Source organism: Clostridium sp. J1101437_171009_A5 (assembly GCF_015547905.1).
GTDB lineage: Bacteria > Bacillota > Clostridia > Oscillospirales > Oscillospiraceae > Pseudoflavonifractor_A > Pseudoflavonifractor_A gallinarum.
This window is the reverse complement of record NZ_JADMVY010000012.1, coordinates 30,667-53,762: the sequence shown is the minus strand read 5'-3', so window position 1 is coordinate 53,762 and position 23,096 is coordinate 30,667. Positions and strand designations below refer to the sequence as shown.

At 63.0% G+C, this 23,096-nt stretch carries 15 protein-coding genes; 11 read left to right on the top strand and 4 right to left on the bottom strand.

Annotation, left to right across the window (positions count from 1 at the left end; all coding sequences use genetic code 11):
* Positions 1-171 precede the first annotated feature (171 nt).
* Positions 172-1,389, bottom strand: a complete 1,218-nt coding sequence (locus tag I2C21_RS14415; protein ID WP_101691898.1) for a YgeY family selenium metabolism-linked hydrolase — start codon at positions 1,387-1,389, stop codon at positions 172-174.
* 104 nt (positions 1,390-1,493) lie between these two features.
* Here I2C21_RS14415 and I2C21_RS14410 point away from each other — a divergent pair, with 104 nt between their 5' ends.
* From I2C21_RS14410 to I2C21_RS14360, 11 genes are all read left to right on the top strand, one after another.
* On the top strand, positions 1,494-2,501 hold the full coding sequence (locus tag I2C21_RS14410) for an ornithine carbamoyltransferase (RefSeq protein ID WP_101691899.1): 1,008 nt from the start codon (positions 1,494-1,496) through the stop codon (positions 2,499-2,501).
* 234 nt (positions 2,502-2,735) lie between these two features.
* Positions 2,736-4,052, top strand: coding sequence for an amidohydrolase family protein (locus tag I2C21_RS14405; protein WP_195279592.1), 1,317 nt, complete (start codon positions 2,736-2,738; stop codon positions 4,050-4,052).
* An 89-nt stretch (positions 4,053-4,141) separates the two neighbouring features.
* Positions 4,142-6,466 (top strand): xanthine dehydrogenase family protein molybdopterin-binding subunit, encoded by a 2,325-nt coding sequence (locus I2C21_RS14400; RefSeq protein ID WP_101691901.1) that lies wholly within the window; start codon positions 4,142-4,144, stop codon positions 6,464-6,466.
* Between the two features lie 10 nt (positions 6,467-6,476).
* Entirely contained in the window at positions 6,477-7,346 is an 870-nt protein-coding gene (locus I2C21_RS14395; RefSeq protein WP_186963363.1) for an FAD binding domain-containing protein, read from the top strand.
* Between the two features lie 14 nt (positions 7,347-7,360).
* Positions 7,361-7,837: a (2Fe-2S)-binding protein gene (locus I2C21_RS14390; RefSeq protein ID WP_101691903.1), complete on the top strand. Its 477-nt coding sequence runs from the start codon at positions 7,361-7,363 to the stop codon at positions 7,835-7,837.
* Positions 7,838-7,863: 26 nt separating this feature from the next.
* On the top strand, positions 7,864-9,069 hold the full coding sequence (locus I2C21_RS14385; protein ID WP_101691904.1) for a 4Fe-4S binding protein: 1,206 nt from the start codon (positions 7,864-7,866) through the stop codon (positions 9,067-9,069).
* Positions 9,070-9,523: 454 nt separating this feature from the next.
* Positions 9,524-11,743, top strand: coding sequence for a xanthine dehydrogenase family protein molybdopterin-binding subunit (locus tag I2C21_RS14380; protein ID WP_195279591.1), 2,220 nt, complete (start codon positions 9,524-9,526; stop codon positions 11,741-11,743).
* A gap of 15 nt (positions 11,744-11,758) precedes the next feature.
* Positions 11,759-14,014, top strand: a complete 2,256-nt coding sequence (locus I2C21_RS14375) for a xanthine dehydrogenase family protein molybdopterin-binding subunit (protein ID WP_195279590.1) — start codon at positions 11,759-11,761, stop codon at positions 14,012-14,014.
* A 42-nt stretch (positions 14,015-14,056) separates the two neighbouring features.
* The gene (locus tag I2C21_RS14370; protein ID WP_195279589.1) at positions 14,057-15,406 is read left to right on the top strand and encodes an amidohydrolase family protein; all 1,350 of its coding nucleotides are present in this window, start codon (positions 14,057-14,059) and stop codon (positions 15,404-15,406) included.
* A gap of 192 nt (positions 15,407-15,598) precedes the next feature.
* Positions 15,599-15,946 carry an Hpt domain-containing protein gene (locus I2C21_RS14365; protein ID WP_180956752.1) on the top strand — a complete coding sequence of 116 codons (348 nt, stop codon included), beginning with the start codon at positions 15,599-15,601 and terminating at the stop codon, positions 15,944-15,946.
* A gap of 31 nt (positions 15,947-15,977) precedes the next feature.
* Positions 15,978-17,051, top strand: a complete 1,074-nt coding sequence (locus I2C21_RS14360) for an HD-GYP domain-containing protein (protein ID WP_195279588.1) — start codon at positions 15,978-15,980, stop codon at positions 17,049-17,051.
* 62 nt (positions 17,052-17,113) lie between these two features.
* On the opposite strand, the gene I2C21_RS14355 is transcribed toward I2C21_RS14360, so the two are convergent.
* From I2C21_RS14355 to I2C21_RS14345, 3 genes are all read right to left on the bottom strand, one after another.
* Positions 17,114-19,540 (bottom strand): HAD-IC family P-type ATPase, encoded by a 2,427-nt coding sequence (locus I2C21_RS14355; protein ID WP_195279587.1) that lies wholly within the window; start codon positions 19,538-19,540, stop codon positions 17,114-17,116.
* 176 nt (positions 19,541-19,716) lie between these two features.
* The gene (locus I2C21_RS14350; RefSeq protein ID WP_193537291.1) at positions 19,717-21,231 is read right to left on the bottom strand and encodes a 4Fe-4S dicluster domain-containing protein; all 1,515 of its coding nucleotides are present in this window, start codon (positions 21,229-21,231) and stop codon (positions 19,717-19,719) included.
* A 225-nt stretch (positions 21,232-21,456) separates the two neighbouring features.
* Entirely contained in the window at positions 21,457-23,031 is a 1,575-nt protein-coding gene (locus I2C21_RS14345; protein WP_207730640.1) for a glycosyl hydrolase family 18 protein, read from the bottom strand.
* Between the last annotated feature and the right edge of the window lie 65 nt (positions 23,032-23,096).

Here is a 23,096-nt window from a genome sequence, read left to right as displayed (position 1 = left end):
GCCCGGTCAAAGTTCACTCTATTATAAAAGAAAGGATACCGGCCGGCAAGAGAAAGAAACTTCGTGCCGTGCTGCCAGAGGCGGCACATGGCAATGCTGCCGTGCTTCTGCACAGCAAAAAGCCGGGGGGCGCGGCCGCTTGGACCGCGCCCCCCGGACAGGGGATGTAAATTAGCCCTTCTTGGGAACGAACAGGGGCAGGGAAGCGTAGAAGGAAATGGCCTTCATCAGCTCATCGATGGGCATCTTGTCCTGAGTGGAGTGGCACAGGGAGCCGTCGCCGGGGCCGTAGCCGATGGCGGGCACGCCCATGCGGCCGCACAGGTGGGTGGCGTTGGTGCAGAACTCCCAGGAGCCGACCACGGGCTTCTCGCCCCACAGCTCGGTGTAGGCATCCACGCCGGACTGGATCAGGGGATGATCCTCGGGCAGCACCCAGGAGGGGAAGTAGTCCACGCAGGTGATGTCATAGCCCGTGTAGGTCTGGACCTTCTCGGTGTCGATGGCAGCGGTGACACCGGGGATATCCTTATAGAACTGGGAGACCTCGGCCAGCAGGTCGTCGATGGACTCACCGCAGGAGATGCGGCGGTCGCAGGTGATGACGGCCTCACCGGGGATGGTGTTCAGGGAGGGGGTCTTACAGTCGACCTTGGTCACCTCAATGGAGCCCTTACCCAGGAAGGGATCCTCCACGAAGTCCTGGAACTTGTCCACGCGCTCCATGATGGGCAGAGCCTTGATCAGGGCGTTGTCGCCGCGCCAAGCGGTGGAGGCGTGGGCGCACTTGCCGGGAACGGTGATCTTGATGAGGGCGCGGCCCTTGTGACCACGGATCACGCGGCCCTCGGAGGCCTCGGCCACCAGCACGAAGTCGGGCTTAATGTCGGGGTTCTCCTCGGTCATGGCCTTCACGCAGGAGCCCTCCACGTCCTCCTCGGACAGGGAGCCGGACACCCACAGGGTGAAGTCCTGATCCAGACCCAGGGCCTTGAGGGCCTTGCCGGCGAAGGTGATGCCGGTCAGGCAGCCCTTGTCGTCCACGGCGCCGCGGCCGCGGAGGACCTTGCCCTCCTCCATCTGGGCCTCCAGGGGGTTCATGCCGCCCCAGTCGGCGGGCTCGCCCAGCTCCACGGTGTCGATGTGGGCATCGTAGAGGAGGACGGTCTTGCCGGAGCCAACGCGGCCAACCACGTTGCCGACCTTGTCGATGCGGACCTCGTCGAAGCCGAACTCCTTCATCTTATTGGCGAGAAATTCAACGGCCTTTCCCTCGTTGTAGGTGACGCTCTCGATGGCGATGAAGTCCTTCAGGAACTGAATGACTTCCTCTTCCTGAGAGGCCACGTACTCCTTGATTTTTTCCAGCGCTTCTTTTTTTGTAATCATGTGAATTCCTCCTTGATTTTTTCGAGAGATGCTGGTATGATTATACCATAAAGTATTCTAGAGATATAGAGACTTTTGAAAAAATTTTTTGGGAGGTTTTTATCATGCAGACAGGTCTCAAAGGTAAGCATTTTCTCTGTGAGCAGGATTGGACGAACGAGGAGCTGGAGACCCTCATGGACGTGGCGTCCGCTCTGAAGATGGACAACCTGCTGGACACCCACAAGTATGATGAGCTGCTGAAGAACAAGTCTCTGTTCATGCTGTTCTTCGAGGAGTCCACCCGTACCCGTAACGCTTTCGAGTGCGGCATCACCCAGCTGGGCGGCCACGGCAACTACCTGACCCCCAAGGCCACTCAGATCGACCACGGCGAGACCCCCCAGGACACCATCGAGGTTCTCTCCCGCATGGGCCACGGCATCGGCGTGCGCAACACTCTGGTGGGCGGCCATGCTTACATGCAGAAGCTGGCTAAGTACTCCAAGATTCCCATCTACAACATGCAGTGCGACCTGTGGCACCCCACTCAGTCCATTGCCGACCTGTTCACCATCAAGGAGAAGTTCCACAATGAGCTGAAGGGCCGCAAGTTCGTCATCTCCTGGACCTCCGCCGGCAACTACATGCGTCCCCTGTCCATGGCTCAGTCCCTGATCACCCTGATGCCCCGCTTCGGCATGGACGTGACCCTGGCTGTGCCCAACAAGGACTTCGAGCTGATGCCCGAGGCCATGGAGACCGCCCGCAAGAACGCTGAGTTCTACGGCTCCAAGTTCGAGGTCTGCAACGACATGGACGCTGCCTGCGAGGGCGCCGACGTGGTCTACGCCAAGGGCTGGGGCCCCATCATGGCCGTGGGCGACGACGAGAAGACCGGCGTCGAGATGATCAACGCCAATCCCGGTTGGTGCGTCGACAGCCGCCGCATGAGCCTGGCCAAGAACACCGCTATCTACATGCACTGCATGCCCGCTGACCGCGGCATCGAGGTCACCGACGAGGTCGCCGACAGCGCTCAGTCCGTCATCTACGACGAGGCCGAGAACCGCATGCACACCATCAAGGCTCTGATGGCTCTGACCATGGGCAACGTGGCCAGCCGCCGCTAAGCCTCGGCAAATCACAATTGACCCATTCCGCCCGCCGGCCCAGCGCCGGCGGGCGGGGGGAACATTCCCCTGCGATGCAGGAACTCAAAAACAGGCGCCTGTGCGCTGAAACGAAACATGGCGGCACATGCGACAAGATGTGTCGCCATTTTTTCACCGGTCTGGGGAAAACCAGGGAGTTTACCAGAGAACGGAACACGTTTCGGCGCCGGGACTGCCGGGAAGGGTGTATGTATGGAAGCGGCAACTATCATCCGTGGCGGAGCAGTGCTCCTGAAGGAAGGTCTCAAGACCGGATGGGGCGTCAAGCTCAGGGACGGTCTCATTGCAGAAGTGGGGCCCAACGAGACCCTGAGCGCTCAGGCGCAGGATACGGTGATCGAGGCTACCGACCAGGTCATCCTGCCCGGTTTCATCAACGGGCACAACCATATGTATAATGTATTCTCCCGCGGCATCAGCACCGATGCGGTGGTGACCGAGTTCTCCAGCTTCCTGGACGACTTCTGGTGGCCCTACATCGAGAACCGGATTACTCCGGAGCTGGCGGAGATCACCACCCGCTGGGCCAGTGTCGAGATGATCGACAGCGGCGTGACCACCTTCTTTGATATTCTGGAGGCGCCCAATGCCATTCCGGGCGCGCTGGAGCGGGAGGCTCAGGTCATCCGTGAGGCCGGTCTGCGCGGCATCCTCACCTTCGAGGCCTGCGAGCGGATGAGCAGCGAGAATGCAGAGCTTGGACTGAAGGAGAACGCGGATTTCATCCGGAATCACGCCGACGATCCTCTGGTAAAGGGCGCGATGAGCATCCATACCCTCTTTACCTGCTCCAAGGAATATGTGCAGAAGGCCCGCGCCATGGCAAAGGAGCTGGGCTCCAAATTCCATATGCACCTCTCTGAGAGCGTGTTTGAACCCAACTGGACCCAGGAGCACTACGGCAAGCAGCCTGTGTGCATCTATGATGAGCTGGGCTGTCTGGACAGCGATGTCCTGGCCTCCCAGGTCGTACAGGTCAACCAGGAGGAGATCGACATCCTGGGCCGCAGCGGCGCCAGTGCCGTGACCATGCCCCTGTCCAACTGCGAGGTGGGCGGCGGAGTCGCACCGGTCACCGAGCTCCTGGATGCCGGGGTCAAGGTTGGGATTGGCACCGACGGCTACATCAATAATTTCTTCGAGGTTATGCGCGGCGCATTTCTTATCCACAAGGCACATCGGCAGGACCCACAGGCGATGGGCGCCCGGCAGGTCTACCAGATGGCCACGGATATGGGGGCCAAAGCCCTCGGCATGGAAAATACGGGGTGTATTGCCCCGGGAATGCTGGCGGACGTGATCACGGTCAGCATGAACGATACGCCCACGCCCATCAACGAAAAGAATATTTACGACCAACTGATCCTGTACCGGAACCCCGCCGACGTGAAAAACGTCTTTGTCGGCGGAAAGCAGCTCAAGAAGGACGGCGTTATCACGACGCTGGACGTTGAGAAGGCCCGCGCCGACATGCGGCAGGCCTGTGCGGAGTTCTGGAAGTTCAAGTAATCCGGACTTTTTCGACCCGACTGTACCTTTAACACCGGAGAAAAGGTCCCGTTCCGGATGGGATTTCCATGCAAGAGGAAGGTGATTTCATGCCCCTGTTAGGCGAGCTGAAGAAGAATTATAAAATTGTCAACCACTCGGTCCCCCGCATCGACGGTATCGACAAGGTGACCGGACGCGCGCACTACGCCGCGGACCTGAAATTTGTCGATATGGTGTACGGCGGCTGCCTGCGCAGCGGCCGCTCCCACGCCAAGGTGACCCGGATCGACACCGAGAAGGCCAAGGCCATTCCCGGCGTGCTGGCCGTGGTGACGGCGGACGATATGCCCAAGCCCAAGAGCTGCGCGGGCAACGCCCCCTACATGTACCTGACCAAAGAGGTCAAATATGCCGGCGACGTGGTGGCCATCGTGTGTGCCGAGACCAAGGCCCTGGTGGACGAGGCCCTCAAGGCCATCGAGGTGGAGTATGAGGATCTGCCCGGCGTCTACACCATCCGCGACGCCATCAAGCCCGGCGCCCCCGCGGTGCACGAGCAGTATCCCGACAACGTCTTTACCGACTCCATCTACCCCATCCGCAAGGGCGACGTGGAGAAGGGCTTTGCCGAGGCCGACCTCATCATCGAGCGGGAGTACGAGACCCAGTACATCGAGCACTCCTACATCGAGCCCGAGGCCGTGGTCTGCATCCAGAATCCCGCTGACGGCGTGATGACCGTCCACTCCTCCAGCCAGAACCCCTTCTTTACCCGCCGCTATGTGGCCGACATCCTGGGTGTGGGCATGCACGACGTGCGCGTGTTCCAGGAGACCCTGGGCGGAAGCTTCGGCGGTAAGGAGGAGGGCGTCGGCATGCTGGCCGCCCGCTGCGCCTATCTGTGCCGCCTGGTGGGCCGCCCCGTCAAGATGACCTTCTCCCGGGAGGAGTCCTTCCTGGAGAGCGCCAAGCGCCATCCCTTCCTGCTGCGCTACAAGGTGGGCGTGAAGAAGGACGGACATATCGTGGCCTGGGAGGGCACCCAGATCGACAACTGCGGCGCCTACAACAACCAGACCCAGTTCATGAACTCCCGCGCCAGCATCCACAGCTGCGGCGCCTACACCATCCCCAACGTCAAGACCGATACTTACGGCGTGTTCACCAACAACATCCACGGCGGAGCCATGCGCGGTTACAGCTCTCCCCAGCTGATCTGGGGCCAGGAGCAGCTCATTGAGGAGATCGCCGAGGAGCTGGGCATGGACCCCCTGGAGTTCCGCCGCATCAACTGCCTCAAGGACGGCACCACCAATGCCACCGGCACCGTGCTGGACCACGTGAACATGCAGGAAGTCATGGACTACACCGCAGAGAAGACCGACTACCAGCGCAAGCACGAGGAGTATAAGCACCAGACCTCCACCAAGAAGCGCAAGGGCATCGGCATCGCCATCGGCCACCGTGGCTGCGGCCTGGGCGCCGAGTCTCCCGACGCCTCCGGCGCCATGGCTATCGCCAATGAGGACGGCACCGTGCTCATCAACACCGGCCTTGCCGAGAACGGCCAGGGCCTGAAGACCGCCTTTGCCCAGATCGCTGCCGAGGCCATCGGCGTGCCCTACGAGGCCATCCGCTTCTACGGCACCGATACCCAGGCCATCGCCGACTCCGGCATGACCGTGGCCTCCCGCGGCACCGTGATGGGCTCCCAGTCCACCCGCAAGGTGGGCTACAAGCTCAACGAGATCATGCGCGCCAACGCCCTGGCTCTGGGCTTCTTCAAGGACCAGGAGAACGTGAAGAGCATCGAGCAGATCGTGCTGGAGGACGGCTTCTTCCACACCACTGAGAAGCCCGACGTGAAGGTCGCCTTCAAGGACGTGTGCAACGCCTCTCTGTGGACCGGCCGCCAGATGGCCGCCTATGAGTGGTATATGCCCCCCGCCTGCATCCAGGATCACCACACCGGACAGGGCGTCGCCTTCCCCAACTACGCCTACGGCTGCGTGGTGGCTGAGATCGAAGTGGATATGGAGACCGGCTACGTGGACGTGCAGAAGGTCACCGCCAGCCACGACGTGGGCACCGCCGTCAACCCCGCTCTGGTCATGGGCCAGATCTACGGCGGCATCCTGATGGGCCAGGGCTACGCCACCACCGAGGAAGTGGAAGTGAGCAACGGCAAGGTCCGCAACCAGAACTTTGAGAACTACATCGTGCCCACCGCGGCCGATATGCCCGAGATGGACGTGAACATCTTCGAGTGCGACGACCCCCGCGGCACCTTTGGCGCCAAGAGCATCGGCGAGCCGGCCACCGAGGTGGTGGGCGCCGCCATCGCCAACGCCATCTACAACGCCACCGGAAAGCGCATCCGTGAGAATCCCGCCAACCTGGAGCGGGTGCTGCTGGGCAAGAAGCTGAGATAAGGGGGATACCATGCAGAAGCTGAGTTATCTGAAGCCCCAGACCCTGAAGGAAGCTCTGGGCTATCTGAAGGAATACGGCGAGAAGGTTAAGCCTTACGCCGGCGGCACCGATCTGATGGTGCAGCTGCGGGAGGGTTCCTCCCGCCTGAAGGACGTGGAATACCTGATGGATGTGCAGGCGCTGCCCGAGCTGCGCGGCATTGAGGTCCGGGAGGACTCCATCCGCATCGGCGCCATGACCAGCCACACCGAGGTCAACGAGTCGGAGGTCCTGCGCAAGCATGTGCCCTTCCTCTCCATCGCCTCTTCCACCGTGGGTTCCACCCAGATCCGCAACAAGGGCACCGTGGGCGGCAACATCTGCAACGCCTCCCCCGCGGCCGACACCCTCTCTCCCTTTGTGGCGCTGAACGCCCGCCTGGTGGTGGTCAGCGTGGACGGGGAGCGGGAAGTGATGGTGAAGGACGCCATGGAGAAGGCCGGCAAGCTCAAGCTGGCTCCCCATGAGATGGTCACCAGCATTCTCATCGACCGGATCGACGACTACTCCACCGCGTTCATCAAGCTGGGCCGCCGCAAGGCTCTGGCCATCTCCCGTATGAACGCCGCCGTGGCTCTGAAGATGGAAAACGGCGTCATCGCCGCCGCCCGCATCGCCCCCGGCTGTGTGTTCTCCACCCCCGACCGGGTGGAGAAGGCCGAGGCCCTCATCGTGGGCAAGGCTCCCTCCGCCGCTCTCTTCGAGGAGGCCGGCAAGGCCGTCTCCGAGGAGATGATCGCCCGTACCGGCATCCGCTGGTCCACCGAGTACAAGAAGCCTGTCATCGAGGCCCTCATCCAGCGCGCGCTGTGCCGTGCCGCCGGGCTGCCCGAGGACTGAGGGGGTAAATGGATATGAAGAAGATCACTTTGAATTTTATCCTCAATGAGGAGCCGGTCTCCCTGGAGATCGACGAGAACGCCCGCCTGCTGGACGTCATCCGCGACGTGGCCGGCCTCACCGGCACCAAGGAAGGCTGCGGCGTGGGCGAGTGCGGTGCCTGCACCGTCATCCTGGAAGGGGAGGCCGTGGACTCCTGCATCGTCCTGGCCGCCTCGGTGGAGGGCAAGCATGTCACCACCGTGGAGGGGCTGGCCAAGAACGGCAAGCTGGACCCGGTGCAGCAGGCTGTGCTGGACCACCACGCCCTCCAGTGCGGATTCTGCACCCCCGGCTTCCTGATGAGCGCCAAGGCGCTGCTGGACAAGAAGCCCAACCCCACCCGCGACGAGATCAAGATGGCCATTGCCGGCAACCTGTGCCGCTGCACCGGATATCAGCAGCTGGTGGAGGCCTTTGAGGACGCGGCCAAAGAGTATCAGAAAGGCTAATCTGACGGAGAAAAGAGGAGAAATAGATGTTTGATAAGGAAAAGGTGAAAGGCGCCTCCATTGGCGTCAAGTTCTGTGGTTATGACCTCCAGAGTCCCTTTATCGTAGGCTCCGGCCCCCTCACCTATGGCTCCGAGGGCATGATCCGTGCCTATCAGGCCGGCGTGGGCGCTGTGGTCACCAAGACCATCCGCCTGGGCGCCGCCATCAACCCCGCCCACCACATGGCCAAGATCAACAACGAGGCCATTCTGAACTGCGAGAAGTGGGCCGACTCCGACCGCTTCCAGTGGTATGAGAAGGAGATCCCCGAGGCCGTCAAGGCGGGCGCCATCGTCATCGGCTCCGTGGGCCACACCCCCATGGAGGCTCAGGCCATTGTGGAGGACGTGGAGAAGGCCGGCGCGCACATCATCGAGCTGGTCTCCTACACCGAGGACACCCTGCTGCCCATGCTGGACTACGCCAAGGCTCACGTGAACATCCCCGTGATCTGCAAGCTCTCCGGCAACTGGCCCGACGCGGCGGCTACTGCCAAGAAGTGCTATGAGCACGGCGCCGACGGCATCTGCGCCATCGACTCCATCGGCCCCACCCTGATGATCGATGTGGAGAAGCGCGCCCCTGTCATGATGAGCAACGACGGCTACGGCTGGATGACCGGCGCTCCCATCAAGCCCATCTCCATGCGCATCAACAGCCAGATCACCCGCAACATCCCCGGCTACAAGAACCTGTACGGCACCGGCGGCGTGATGAAGGCGGACGACGCCATCGAGTACCTGATGATCGGCTGTAACGCCGTGGGCATCTGCTCCGTGGGCATCCTGAAGGGCCTGGACTATGTGGAGAAGATGTGCTATCAGCTCTCCGACCGTCTGGCTCAGCTGGGCTTCTCCTCCATCCAGGAGGCTATGGGCGTGGCCCTGCCCAACTTCCCCAGCACCGAGAACATCACCGACATGGGCTTCCACTACGAGCCCGGCAAGTGCACCAAGTGCGGCCGCTGCGAGACCGTCTGCTGCTACAACGCCCGCAAGGTGGAGTTCCCCGAGATGAAGCTGGACCGCACCCTGTGCCGCTCCTGCGGCCTGTGCGCCGACGTCTGCCCCACCCACGCGCTCACCAGCTTCGTGGAGGAGCAGTCCGCCGAGAACGCCAAGCGGGCCGCCGCTTCCAAGGAGTTCGACGCCCTGGTGAAGGAGCAGTCCCCCAAGCTGCTGGAGCACTAAGCTTCCAGGAGCAGCGCAAAGTCCCGACAAAGTGACCTGAACACCGAGGTATGACCCTCTCTTATGCGCGGTAGAGCTATTGTGCTTGCTACCCTGGCCGCCGGGAGAGCCCGTGAGGGTAAGGTGCGGGTGTATGAAGACGTGCATGTGAACCACTCCGTTTGGATGGAGGCGGAACTGCAGCTTTGTTTGGCACGAAGAATACAGGGAAGCAGGCGCCTCCATCCAAAAAAAGATGGAGCGCCTGCTTTTTTATACGCATTTTTCAATCACAAGGCAAACAAAACGGCTACTGTACGCCGGGCATACCTGAGTGTCGGAACCACCGGGCGGTGCAGAGAGCACCGGCGGCATCGGCACCGGGCTCCAGGCTATGTGAACCGTGTACGGGCTACGTCAAAGGATGCCGTGGGCAGCTCAGATGGCCGTAAATCGGATGAGGAGATGAATACATATGGAGGATTATAGCCGGATTGGTGAGAGTACCCCCATTCGGGACGCGGCGCTGAAGGTGACCGGCCGAAAGATGTATGTTGGTGACATGAAGCTCCACGGGATGCTGTACGGCGAGGTCCTGTTCAGCAAGGTGGCCCATGCCAAGATCAAGTCCATTGATACCAGTGAGGCCGAGGCCCTGCCCGGCGTGCGCGCCGTGGTGTGCTACAAGAATTCCCCCGATACCCTGTACAACAGCGCCGTGCGCTTCTATGAGCACCAGATCCCCGACACCGAGCGGGTCTTTGACGACACGGTCCGCTTTGTGGGCGACCGTGTGGCGGCGGTAGCCGCCGATACCCAGGCCATCGCCAAGAAGGCCGTGGGACTCATCAAGGTGGAATATGAGCCCCTGCCGGTCTATCTGGACCCGGAGGAGGCCGTGCAGGAGGGGGCCTACCCCATCCACGGCGACAAGAACGCCATCACCACTATGGTCCACAACGCCGGTGATCTGGAGCAGGGCTTTGCCCAGGCCGACCGCATCTTTGAGGACCGGTATACCACGCAGGCGGTGCACCACTGCGCCATTGAGCCCCATGTGTCCATCGCCGACTACGACTATTCCGGCAAGCTGACGGTCTACACCTCCTGCCAGAATACCTTCGGTTACCGCATCGCCCTCCACCGCATCTTCAAGCTGCCCATGAGCCGCATCCGGGTGGTGACCCCCGCCATCGGCGGCGCCTTCGGCGGCAAGCTGGAGATGACCCTGGAGCCGGTGGCCGCCCTCCTCTCCATGAAGGCCGGCCGTCCGGTGAAGGTGACCTACTCCCGTCAGGCCTGCATCGACTCCACCCGTACCCGCCACGCCTCGGTGGTCTACCTCAAGACCGGCGTGAAGAACGACGGCACCATCGTGGCCCAGGATATCCGCATCATCACGAATACCGGCGCCTATGCCACCAGCGCCCTCAACGTGCTGGGCGCCCTGAGCCATAAGGTATTCAAGGTCTACAAGATCCCCAACATGCGCTTTACCGGCATCCCGGTGTACACCAACACCCCCATCGCCGGCGCCATGCGCGGCTATGGTTCTCCCCAGGCCTTCTTCGGCCAGCAGCGCCAGTTCCAGAAGATCGCCAAGGCCCTGGGCATGTCCCTGGTGGACTTCCAGATGAAGAACCTGGTCAACCCGGAGGACAGCGATCCCATGGGCTTCAAGCTGGGCAACCCCCATCCCAAGGACTGCGTCCGTCGGGGCGTGGAACTGATGGCCAACTGGAAGCCTCTCTCCGATGAGGACGGAAAATACTCCATCGGCGTCGGCATGGCGGTGGGCGCCCACGGCTGCGGCTGCTTCGGCGCACACCGGGATCAGGCCTGCGTCATGCTCAAGATGAACGAGGACGGGACCTGCACCTACTTCACCGGCACTCACGACATGGGCAACGGCTCGGTCACGGCCCAGACCCAGGTGGTCTCCAACACCCTCCAGATCCCCCTGGAGTCCATCACCACCATGGAGGCCGATACCGATGCCTGTCCCTGGCAGCTGGGCGACTACTCCAGCCACGGCATCTTCGTGGTGGCCAGCGCCGCCAAGAAGTGCGCCGAGTCGGTGGGCCGTGAGCTGGTGAAGGAGGCCGCCCTTCTCCTGGAGGAGAAGGAGGAGGACCTGGAGCTGGTCCCCGGCGGAATCCACTCCAAGGCCACGGACAAGACGGTCTCGCTCAGCGACGTGGTGGTCTATGCCCAGGATAAGTCCAAGCGGGAGATCATCTGCTCCGAGACCTATCCCATGCCCAACGGTCCCACCGCCTACGGCGCCCACTTCGCCCGGGTCAAGGTGGAGAAGGCCACGGGCAAGGTGACCGTCACCGACTATGTGGCCGTCCACGATGTGGGCAAGGTCATCAACCGCATGGGCATTGAGGGCCAGCTCCACGGCGGCATCCAGATGGGCCTGGGCTACGCCCTGTGCGAGGGACTCAAGTATGACGAGAACGGCCGCAACGTGTACAACAATTTCCGCAAGTACAAGATGTTCACCGCCGACCAGATGCCCAGCATCCAGGTGGACTTCATTGAGGCCTATGAGCCCAACGGCCCCTATGGTGCCAAGAGCATCGGCGAGGCTGCCGTGGTGCCCTCCAATCCGGCGGTGCTCAACGCGGTGTGCGACGCCCTGGGGAAGGAAATTTACAGCTCTCCCTACCGGGATTGGGAAGAGAACTGAGAAGGGGGATCGTTTATGAGCAACAACCGCAGGGATGTCCTGGCCAAGGTCACCGGCAAGGCCATCTATGCCAATGATATCCAGATGCCGGGTATGGTCTTCTGTAAGGTCGTGCGCTCCACCATCGCCAGCGGGCGCATTCGCTCCATCGACACGGCCCGGGCCGAGCAGGTCCCCGGCGTGCTCCGGGTGTTCACCGCCAAGGACATCCCCGGCATCCCCAACCAGCCCTGTGACCGGCCCGTCATCTGCGGCGACCGGGTGCGCTATATCGGCGACGCGGTGGCCCTCATCGCCGCCGAGACCCGGGAGCAGGCCGAGGAGGCCGCCGCCCTGGTGCAGGTGGAGTATGAGGAGCTCCCCGCCAATTTCGATCCCCTCCGCGCCCTGGATGAGGACGCCCCTTTGATCCACGAGGGCGGAAACACCATCTGCCGCTGGAAGACCCAGCGGGGCGATGTGGAGGAGGCCTTCCAGCACTGCGACCACATTCTGGAGCGGGACTATGTGACCTCCCGGGTCCAGCATGTCTGCATCGAGACCGAGGCGGCCGTGGCCTACACCGATCCGGTGACCAACGAGGTCATCGTCCGCTGCCCGGTCAACAGCCCCTTTGTCATCCGCAAGACGGTGGCCGAGACCTTGGGCGTGCCCTACACCCAGGTGCGGGTGATCCTGGCCACCATCGGCGCCTCCTTCGGCGGCAAGAACTACGACATCGCCATGGCCTCCAGCCGGGCGGCGCTGGTGAGCACCCTGCTGGGCCGGCCCTGTAAGGTGTGGCTCACCCGGGAGGAGTCCATCCTGGAGGGGACCAAGCGCCATCCCATCCACGCCCATTACAAGGTGGGCTTCAATGACGACGGCAAGCTCCAGGCCATGCAGGTCCGGCTGGTGCTGGACGGCGGAGCCTACAAGAGCAAGACCTTCCCGGTCACCACCCGTATGGCCATCGAGGCGGCGGGTCCCTATATCGTGCCCAACATCGACACGATCTCCACCAGCGTCTACACCAACAACGTCTACTCCGACGCCCTGCGTGGCTTCGGTTCGCCCCAGGTGGACTTCTGCTCCGAGTCCCTCATGGACGAGATCGCCAAGGAGCTGCACATGGACCCGGTGGAGCTGCGCAAGAAGAACATGCTCTATGAGGGATGCACCTCCACCACCGGCCAGCACATGACCAACGTGACCCTGGACCAGTGCTATGAGGCCCTGGACAAAGCGGCTCAGATCCAGGAGCGGCGGGCGCGCATCGCCGCCTACAATGCCAGCCACACCGGCACGAAAAAGGGCCTGGGGATCGCCTTCCTGCACCGGGGCGAGTCCTTCGGCGCGGCCGGTCAGGGCATCGACACCGCCAGCGGCATGATCGCCCTCCAGCCCGACGGGAGCGTCACCGTGGCCTCCTCCATCGCCGAGGTGGGCCAGGGCGGCCCCAATATGCTGGTGAGCGTGGTCCATGAGACCCTGGGCGTGGCCCGGGAGAAGATCCACGTCACCCCGGTGGATACCGGCTATCTCACCGACGCCGGTCCTACGGTGGCCACCCGCGGCACCGTGTTCTCCGGCGGCGCGGTGTGGAAGGCCTGCCTCAGCGTGCGGGAGAAGCTGACCGGCTACGCCGAGAAGCGCCTGGGCACCCGGGATGTGGTCTTTGCCGAGGAGAAGATCACCGACGCCAAAAATCCGGACAACTCGGTGGCCCTTCTGGAGGTCATCGGGGATGCCTTCAATAACTCCGATCACCTCAACTCCCTGGGCTACTTTGCCGCCCCTCCCTTCAACTACGACCGGAGCACCGGCGTGGGCGACGCCTATTGGTCCTGGGTCTACGGCGCGGCAGCGGCCGAGGTCACGGTGGACCTGAAGACGGGCGCCGTGTCGGTGGACGACTACTTTGCCGTCCACGACGTGGGCCATGCACTGGATATGGAGGAAGTCAAGGGACAGATCCGGGGCGGCGTGGCCATGGGCATCGGCTATGCCCTCACCGAAGAGGTGGACCTCAAGGAGGGCCGCATCCGGAACCTGAACCTGGAGAACTACATCGTGCCCACGGCGCTGGATGTGCCGGACCAGATCCACGCCATCGCCCTGGAGATCCCCAGTGAGATCGGCCCTCTGGGGGCCAAGGGCCTGGGCGAGCCGGCCACCTGCAACGTGGCCCCCGCCATCATCAATGCCATCGACGACGCCTGCGGAAAGCGGATTCGGGAACTGCCTGCCAATCTGGAGCGCATTGTCCTGGGTCATTCCATGAGCAAATAAGCGGCGCCGTGAAGTGAAACATATGGAAAGGAAATGATCGGTATGAACACCCTCTTCCGCAATCCCTGGATCGTGACGATGAACGACGACTTTGAGATGATCCGCAACGGATACGTCTACGTCGTGGAGGATAAGATCAGTGAGGTGGGCTCCGACCCGATGCGTATGGCGCAGCTGAGCCTGGAGGCCGATTCGGTCATCGACGCGGCCGACAAGATCCTGATGCCCGGTATGGTGAGCGCCCACACCCATCTCTTCCAGACCTTCATGCGGGGCCTGGCCGACGACCTGGAGCTCTATCCCTGGCTGTCCACCCAGGTGTGGCCCTTCTCGGAGCTGATGACTGAGGAGGACTTCTACTACGCGGGCCTCATCGGCTGTCTGGAGAATCTGAAGACGGGCGCCACCAGCTGCATCGACCAGCACTATATCTTCACCTCCCTGAACAACGGGGACCACATCTTTGAGGCCATGCGGGACTCCGGTATCCGCGGCAATATGTGCCGGTGCTTCGCCAACATCGTCTACTATGAGAAGTTCCGGGAGAAGGACCAGGACCGCATCCTGGACGACATCAAGCGCCTGCACAGCCAGTGGGCGGGCACCGAGAATGGCCGCCTCTCCCTGAGTGTAGGCCCCCTGAATCCCTGGGGCGTCTCCCCCGACCTGTTCCAGAAGAGCAAGCAGCTCTCCAAGGACCTGGGCGTCAAGTTCCAGGTCCACACGGCGGAGGACCAGGACGTGGTGACCAAGACGGCCGCCATGTACGACGGCATGCGCAACCTGGAGTTCTTCGACTCCCTGGGCATCCTGGATGAGGACACCCAGCTGGCCCACGCCATCTGGCTGGACGACCACGAGATGGAGATCCTGGAGAAGCGCCGCTGCCAGCCCATCCACTGCCCTGTGGCCAATGCCTATCTGGCCGACGGTGTGGCCCGGGTGCCCGAGATGCTGAAGATGGGTCTGCCCGTGGCCCTGGGTACCGATGGGCCGGGCAGCAACAACGCCCAGGATATGCTGGGCACCCTGAAGTACACCGCGCTGATGCACAAGAACCACAACCTGAATGCCCACATCATCTCGAACAAGGACGTGCTCACCATGGCCACCCGCAACGGCGCCGTGGCCATGGGCATGGACGGCCAGATGGGCCAGATCGTCCCGGGCATGAAGGCCGACATCATCCTGGTGGACTGGAAGAAGCCCCACATCGCCCCGGTCCACCATCCCGAGTCCGCCCTGGTGAACAACGCCAACGGCAACGACGTGGACACCGTCATGGTCAACGGCGAGATCGTGGTGCGCAACAAGAAGTCCACCAAGATCGACGAGATTGCCCTGATCGACGAGTGTCAGAAGCGCATCGAGTACATCAAATCCAAGATGTAAGTTTGTAAAGTTACAGAGAAAGGCCCCGTTTCGCCGGATTCCGGCGAAACGGGGCTTAAAATGTAACGGAAAGCGCTGCGAGAAGGGAAAAACGTTGACAGTCCGGGGGAAAAAGGGTATGCTAGGTGTAAAAGGCTCTGTATGGAGGACATGGAAACAGGAAGACCCCGACAGAGCGTGGGAGGAACAGAGATGGATCTGAACACAATGGCACAGACACTGGGCCTGGATTTGACGGGAACACTGGCGCGCTTTGGCGGAAGCGAGGCGCTGCTGGTGCGGTTTTTAAAGAAATTTCCCCAGGACGGAAGCTTTGCGGCCCTCTGCGCCGCGGTGGAGCAGGGGGATATGCAGGGGGTGGAGCACGCCGCTCACACCCTGAAGGGAGTCGCGGCCAATCTGGGCCTGGAGCGGCTGAAGGAGCACAGTGACGCCCTTGTGGCGGCGGTGCGCAAGGGGGAGACAGAGGGCGTCCCCGCCCTCTTCGCCCAGGTGCGGGAGGACCATGCGGCCATCCTGTCCGCACTGGAGAAGCTGTAAAGTTGAGCCAAAACGAGGAGGAAGCCGTGATATGCAGGAGGAACGACAGACCATATTGATCGTCGATGACGTGGAACTCAACCGCGCCATTCTCCATATGGTCTTTGAAGAGGAATTTGAGATCCTGGAGGCGGAGAACGGTGCGGAGGCCCTCTCTGCCATCGACGCGCATCCCAGCGGCCTGGCGGCCGTGCTGCTGGATGTGGTCATGCCGGTCATGGACGGGTTTCAGGTTCTGGAGGAGCTGGGGAAGCGGGGACTGCTGGAGCAGCTGCCGGTCTTTCTCATCACGGCGGAGAACGATCCCAATGTACTCAAGCGGGGGTATGACCTGGGGGCGGTGGATATCATCGAGAAGCCCATTACCCCCTACTTCATCAAGCGGCGCATCGGAAATGTGATCCAGCTCAACAATCTGGTGCGCACCCAGGATGAGATGCTCCGGGAGCAGGCGGAGGAGATCCGCTCGCTCAACAGCTCCATTCTGGAGACCCTGGCCACCGCCATCGAGTTCCGGGACCAGGAGTCGGGAGAGCACGTCCTGCGCATCCGGGAACTGACCATGCTGCTGCTGCACGGGATGATGGAGCGCTATCCCCAGCGCTACCAATTTGACGAGGAGGAACTGCGCCTGATCGGAGACGCGGCGGTCATGCACGATCTGGGCAAGATCGCCATACCGGATCAGATCCTCAATAAGCCGGGCAAGCTGACACCGGAGGAGTTTGCCATCATGAAGACCCACACCACCCAGGGGTGCATCCTGCTGGACAGTGTGCCTCAGGTCCGCTCCAACCCGGTGTACGACTACGCCTACGACATCTGCCGCCATCACCATGAGCGGTGGAACGGCCGCGGGTATCCGGACGGTCTGGCCGGGGATGAGATCAGCATCTGGGCCCAGGTGGTGGCTCTGGCCGACGTCTATGACGCGCTGGTGAGCGAACGGGTCTATAAGAAGGCCTTCTCCCACGAAAAGGCCGTGGATATGATTTTGAACGGGGAGTGCGGGGTCTTCAACCCCGAGCTCATAGAGTGCCTGCGGGAGATGGCGGGCGAGATGCGCACCCGGTATCTCCAGGTCCGCAAGGACGGGAAGTCCTGATTGTTTTCCATACTGCGCTGCTGCGCCGGTCTCAGAGCGAGGCCGGCGCAGTTTTTTTGTGCTCAGAGTGTGTTTTCCGGCCGGGGCGCGGAGCGGTGGGCGGCGCTGCGGAAGAGGCGCAGGAGCCAGGGGCGGAAGCGCCGGCACAGAAAGGTGAGCCCCAGCAGGACCAGTGCGGTGGGCGGGGCCAGCAGGCCCAGGAGGTTCCAGCCGTCCCGGGTGAGGGGCGTGAGCTGGAACCAGGGGAAGAAGAGGAGGACGGCCCCTGCAAAGGCGGCCAGGATCAGGCCCAGCACCAGCCCCCGGTAGGGGGTGAAGGGCCGGCACAGGAGCACCAGGACCAGAAAACCGTTCAGACTGAGGAGCAGGGTGCAGACCGTGGAGATCTGCTCCATGGGCAGCGCCATGGCGCTGCCCGCCCAGACGCAGGCGAAGATGGCGCACACGTCGGCCAGTCCGCCGGGCAGGGCGTTGACAAAGACGCTGCGCAAGAAGTGGCCCCGGATGCGCTCGTAGGAGGGCTCAAAGGTCAGCAGGAAGGAGGGCACGCCGATGAGCAGGCCGCTCACCAGGCTGACCTGGGCCGGGCGGAGGGGGTAGAGCAGCGGGAGAACCAGCAGGATGGCCGAGGCCAGGAAGGAGAAGATGTTCTTGACCAGAAAGAGGGAGGCCGAGCGGGCGATGTTGTTGATGACCCGGCGGCCCTCCCGCACCACCTGGGGCAGAGCGGAGAAGTTGGAGTCCAGCAGCACCAGATGGGAGACCTGCTGGGCCGCGTCGCTGCCCGCCGCCATGGCGATGCTGCAATCGGCGTCCTTGAGGGCCAGCACATCGTTGACCCCGTCCCCCAGCATGGCCACCGCGTGGCCCCGCCGCTGGAGGGCGTGGAGGAGCTGCTGCTTCTGCTGGGGGGTGACCCGGCCGAAGACGGTGTACTGCTCCGCCAGGAGTTCCAGATCGGCGTCGGGGGGCAGGGCGGAGAGGTCCAGCCAGCGCTCGGCGCCGCTTACCCCGGCACGCTGGGCGATGTGGGCCACCGAGGCGGCATGATCCCCCGAGATGACCTTGACGGTCACCCCCTGCTCCCGGAAATAGGCCAGGGTCTCGGCGGCGTCCGGGCGGAGCTGGTCGGAGAGGAAGAGGAAGGCCAGCGGCTCCGGTCGGGCGGTGAGCTTGTCCCCCGCCAGGACCTGGCGTCCCCGGGCCAGCAGGAGCACACGCTGCCCGGCGGCGGCCGCCTCCTCCAAACCGGGGGCGTACCGGGCCCAGTCGGGCCCCAGCAGGCCCTCCGGGGCGCCCAGCAGATAGCTCTCTTCCTCCGGGAGGACGAGGGCGCTCCACTTGCGCTCGGAGGAGAAGAAGACCTCCCGCACCGGGGACCAGGGGACCTCCGGCGGGGCAAAGCGGGCCTTGAGGGCCTGGGCCGTGGCGTTGTCACTGGCCGAAGCATGGACGAAGGCCCCCAGCAGTTCTTCAGCCCGGTGGGCCGGGATGGAGAGGGGGAGGAGCCGGGAGACCTCCATCTTCCCCTGGGTCAGGGTCCCGGTCTTGTCCAGACAGAGAACGTCCACACGGGCCAGATGCTCGATGCAGGAGAGCTCATGGACCAGGGTGCGGCGGCGGGCCAGATTGGCCACGCTCACCGCCAGGGCCACGCTGACCAGGAGATAGAGCCCCTCGGGGATCATCCCCACCATGGCGGCCACCGTGGAGCTGACCGCGTAGGGGAGGGAGGTGTGGAGGAGCACATACTGCTTGTAGAAGAGCACGGTGCCCAGGGGGACGATGGCCACCCCGATGAAGCGGAGCAGCCGGTCCAGGGAGCGCATCATTTCCGAGCGGCTGGTACGCCGGCCCTTGGCGGCCCGGGCGATCCCGGCGGCATAGGAGTCGCCGCCCACCTTCTCCAAACGGGCGGAACACCGGCCCGAGGCCAGAAAGCTGCCCGAGAGCAGAGGATCGCCCGGGCGCTTGAGAACGGGGTCGGACTCGCCGGTGAGGAGGGACTCGTTGACCTCGGCGCAGCCCTCTTTCAAAACGGCGTCGGCGCAGATCTGGTCTCCGGCGGAGAGCAGGATGATGTCGTCCAGCACCAGCTCCTCCGTGGGGAGGGTAAGGCGCTTTCCGTCCCGCACCACGGTGGCCGTGGGGGCGGAGAGCAGGGCGATGCGGTCCAGGGTGCGCTTGACCCGCAGCTCCTGCACGATGCCGATGAGGACGTTGCACACCACGATGCCCAGAAAGAGCATGTCCCGGTAGGCCCCCACCGCGAAGAGGCACAGGGCCAGGGCCACAAAGAGCGCGTTGAAAAAGGTGCACAGGTTGTCCCGGATGATCTGGCTGACCGGCTTGGGCAGCTGATTGGGGTCCCGGTTGGACCATCCGGCGGCGGCGCGCACAGCGGCCTCCCGGGTGGTGAGGCCCTGGGCAGGGGCGGGGTCCAGCCGGGGGACCGGCGTGCGCTGAGGCGCTTTGGCGCGGGGCTTCATAGGCATCGTCCTCTCGTTGGGATCTTTTGCTAAGGAAAGTGTACCAGCTTTGTATGAAGAGTCAATGAGTCTTTTCTTACGATTTTTTAAAAAAGCGGGCAAAAACCGCAAAAGATGCAAAAAATCCCCCCTGCCCGTAGGCAGGGGGGAAAACATTTGCGGATGCGGAGGGGAAATTACTCCTCCAGACGCTCCAGATCCTTCAGGTAGTCGGTCTCACAGCAGAACTGCTTTTCGGCCTTCTTGGCATACTTCTTCACGGCGGCGGCCGACTTGTCGATGGGCTGCATGGAGCCCGCACCCGCCACACAGCCGCCGGGGCAGGCCATGCCCTCCAGCAGGTAGCCGTTGTACTTACCGGCCTTGGCCATGACCATCATCTTGCGGCAGTCCTCCAGACCCTGGGCGCTGGCCACCTTGATCTCGCCGTGCTCGGGGTACATCTTCTTGATGCAGTTGACCACGGCCTGGGCCACGCCGCCGCTGACGGCAAAGTTACGGCCATCGGCGCTGGACTCGGAGAGGAACTCCTCCTCCTCGATGTTCTGGATGTCGATGTTCCGGGCGTTGAAGAGGCCCATCATCTCCTCAAAGGTGAGGACGAAATCGATGTCGCTGCGGATGCTCTTGCGCATGGCCTCCAGCTTCTTGGCGGCACAGGGACCGATGAAGGCCACCTGGGCGTTGGGGTGCTTCATCTTGATGAGGCGGCCGGTGAGCACCATGGGCGTGAGGGCCATGGAGACGCAGTGGGCAAGCTCCGGGAACTGCTTCTTGGCCATGACGGACCAGGCGGGGCAGCAGGAGGTGGCCATGAAGGGGAGATTCTCAGGCACGTTCTTGATGAAGTCCTCGGCCTCCTCGGCGGCGCACAGGTCGGCGCCCACGGCCACCTCGATGACGTCGGTAAAGCCCAGCTGCTTCATGGCGGCGCGGAGCTTCTCCGGGGTGACGTTGGGGCCGAACTGGTCCACGAAAGCGGGGGCCACGGCGGCATAGACATGGGAGCCGCCCTTCATAGCGGTGATGAGCTGGAAGATCTGGCTCTTGTCGGCGATGGCGCCGAAGGGGCAGTTGACCAGGCACATGCCGCAGGAGACGCACTTGTCATAGTCGATCTCGGCCCGGCCGTACTCGTCGGAGCCGATGGCCTTCACACCGCAGGCGGCGGCACAGGGGCGCTCCTGCTTGATGATGGCGTTGTAGGGGCAGGCGTCCACACAGCGGCCGCACTTGATGCACTTGTCCTGGTCCACCACCGACTTGCCGCCCACGATGTGGATGGCGTCCTTGGGACAGACCAGAGTACAGGGGTGGGCCAGACAGCCCTGGCACCCCTCCGTGGAGATGACCTGCTTTTCCGGGCAGGCATGGCAGGCGAATTTGATGATGTTGATGAGGGGAGGCTCATAGTAGGTCTCGGGCCGGGTGCTGTCCTCAATGCCCTTGGAGATGGGGGCCGACTCCGCCGCGGAGCGCACGGGCAGTCCCATGGCCAGACGCAGACGCTCGCCTACGATGGCGCGCTCCAGGAAGATGCTCTCCCGGTACTGGGCCTGCTCGCCGGGGAGGATCTCATAGGGAAGCTCCTCCAGCTTCCGGGCGTAGTCCCCGTCCTCGTAAGCCATACGGGCGATCTCGGTAAAAATACTGCGACGGATGTCGGTAATGGAGGTGTAAATTCCACGCATATCCAAAAAGTCCACCTTTCACTGCTTGCCTTGCAGCTGTCTCAATTCAAGTTCAGTTTTAAGTATAGCCGGAAACCAGTGGATTGGCAACGGAGACTGAGCAGTTTTGCAAAAATTTACAACATATAAACAAGAAAAAAGAAAAATAGATGGCAAAAAAGACGGAAATGAGAAGAATCTAAGGGGAAAAGATGTGACGGGAATGAACGGGTCGGTTCAAACAAACTAACCGGTCAGGGAAAAGGACACCCGGCGGTCGGGATCGGTCATGCGGACCACCAGCGCGGCGGTCTCGGCCCGGGTGATGACGCTGTTGGGGCGGAAGGAGCCGCTGGCATCCGACCCGGCAAAAATACCGGCCCGGTAGAGCTGATAGACGGCGGGGCCGTGGAGGTCGCTCTCGGCCAGATCGGGAATGCGCTCCACCGTGTTGATGGGGGGCAGGGCGCTCCCCGGCAGAGAGCGGGCCAGGAAGGTGGCAAATTCCGCCCGGGTGAGGGGGGCGCTCAGCTCCGCGGCGGAGAGATCCTGGGTCAGGATGCCCTGGGTACGGGCATAGTCCACATAGGGCTGATACCAGGGAGAGCCTGGGGAGATGGTCTCCCGGCCGTTGTGATGGCGGTCGTGGATGCGGCTGGCCAGGGCGATGCCCTCGGCCCGGGTGAGGGTGCGCAGGGGGGAGAAGGAGGTGCCGCCCGTCCCCTTCATGAGTCCGGCCTCATAGGCCGCGCATACGTCCTCATAGTACCAGCTGCCCGGCACCAGGTCGGTGAAGGGGTGGGAGGCATCCTCCCGCAGGGTGCGGGTAATGGCGGCGAGGAGGCTCTTGGCGGGGTCGGAGGTGTCCTGGGTGATCTCCCAGATCATGACACCCCCCAGCTCATCCCGGGCATACCGGGTCTTGGCCTGGATGGTGGACAGGCCGTTGTACCAGACCGTGCGGCCCTGGTAGGTCACCGAGTCGCTCAGGTGGGCGTTGGGGACGGCGGAGAGGATGTCCCGGTAGGCCGTCCCGCCGGGGCGGGCATAGAAGGGGAGGCCCAGGATCACCTTTTCGGCGGGCACCCCCCGGGTCTTGTGCCAGTAGTCCCCGGAATAGCGGGCGAACTGGTAGGTGGAGTGACGGGCGCCCTCGTCCCCGTCATAGGCCATGACATTGATCCAGTCCACGGCCTGGAGGACCGCGTCGGTGTGGGCGGCCGAGTCGGAGTAGACCGCGCCCTCCGGAGACACCCCGCAGAGCACGGCGCTGGTGAGGAGCTTCCCCTTGGCGTGGAGGCGCTGGGCCAGATCCAGCATGAGGGCCTCGTACTGCCGGTATGTACCGTCCTTGAGGCGGGGGTGTTCCCAGTCCATGTCCACGCCGTCAAAGCCGTACTGATCGCACATGGCGATGATGGCGTCGGCAAAGGCCTTACGCTTGGCCTCGGTGGCGGTGGCGGCGGCAAAAGTGGGTTCCAGGACCACGCCGTTGTAGCTCCAGCCGCCCACGGCCAGGAGGACCTTGACCCCCTTCTGGTGGGCGGTCTGGATGAGCTGCCGGGCCGCCTGGGCGTTTTCCAGGGGGCGCAGACCGCCCTCCGCGGTGGGGATGGCAAAGGCGTAGTTGAGATGGGTCACCTGGTCATAGGGGATCTGGGAGAAATAGCCGCTGCGCCAATAGGGGACATAGCCCACCACTTTTTTCTGGGAAGAGGTGCCGCCGGCGGCCTCCAGCCCGGGGGAGACCAGGGAGAACGCGGTGAACAAGGCGAGCAGCAGCGCCAGAAAGGAGAGGGCGCGTGTTGTTCGTCGGTGCATGATAAAATTCCTGCCTTTCTCAAGATTGCGTGTGGAAGATACCACAGAGAGCATGATACCATGGA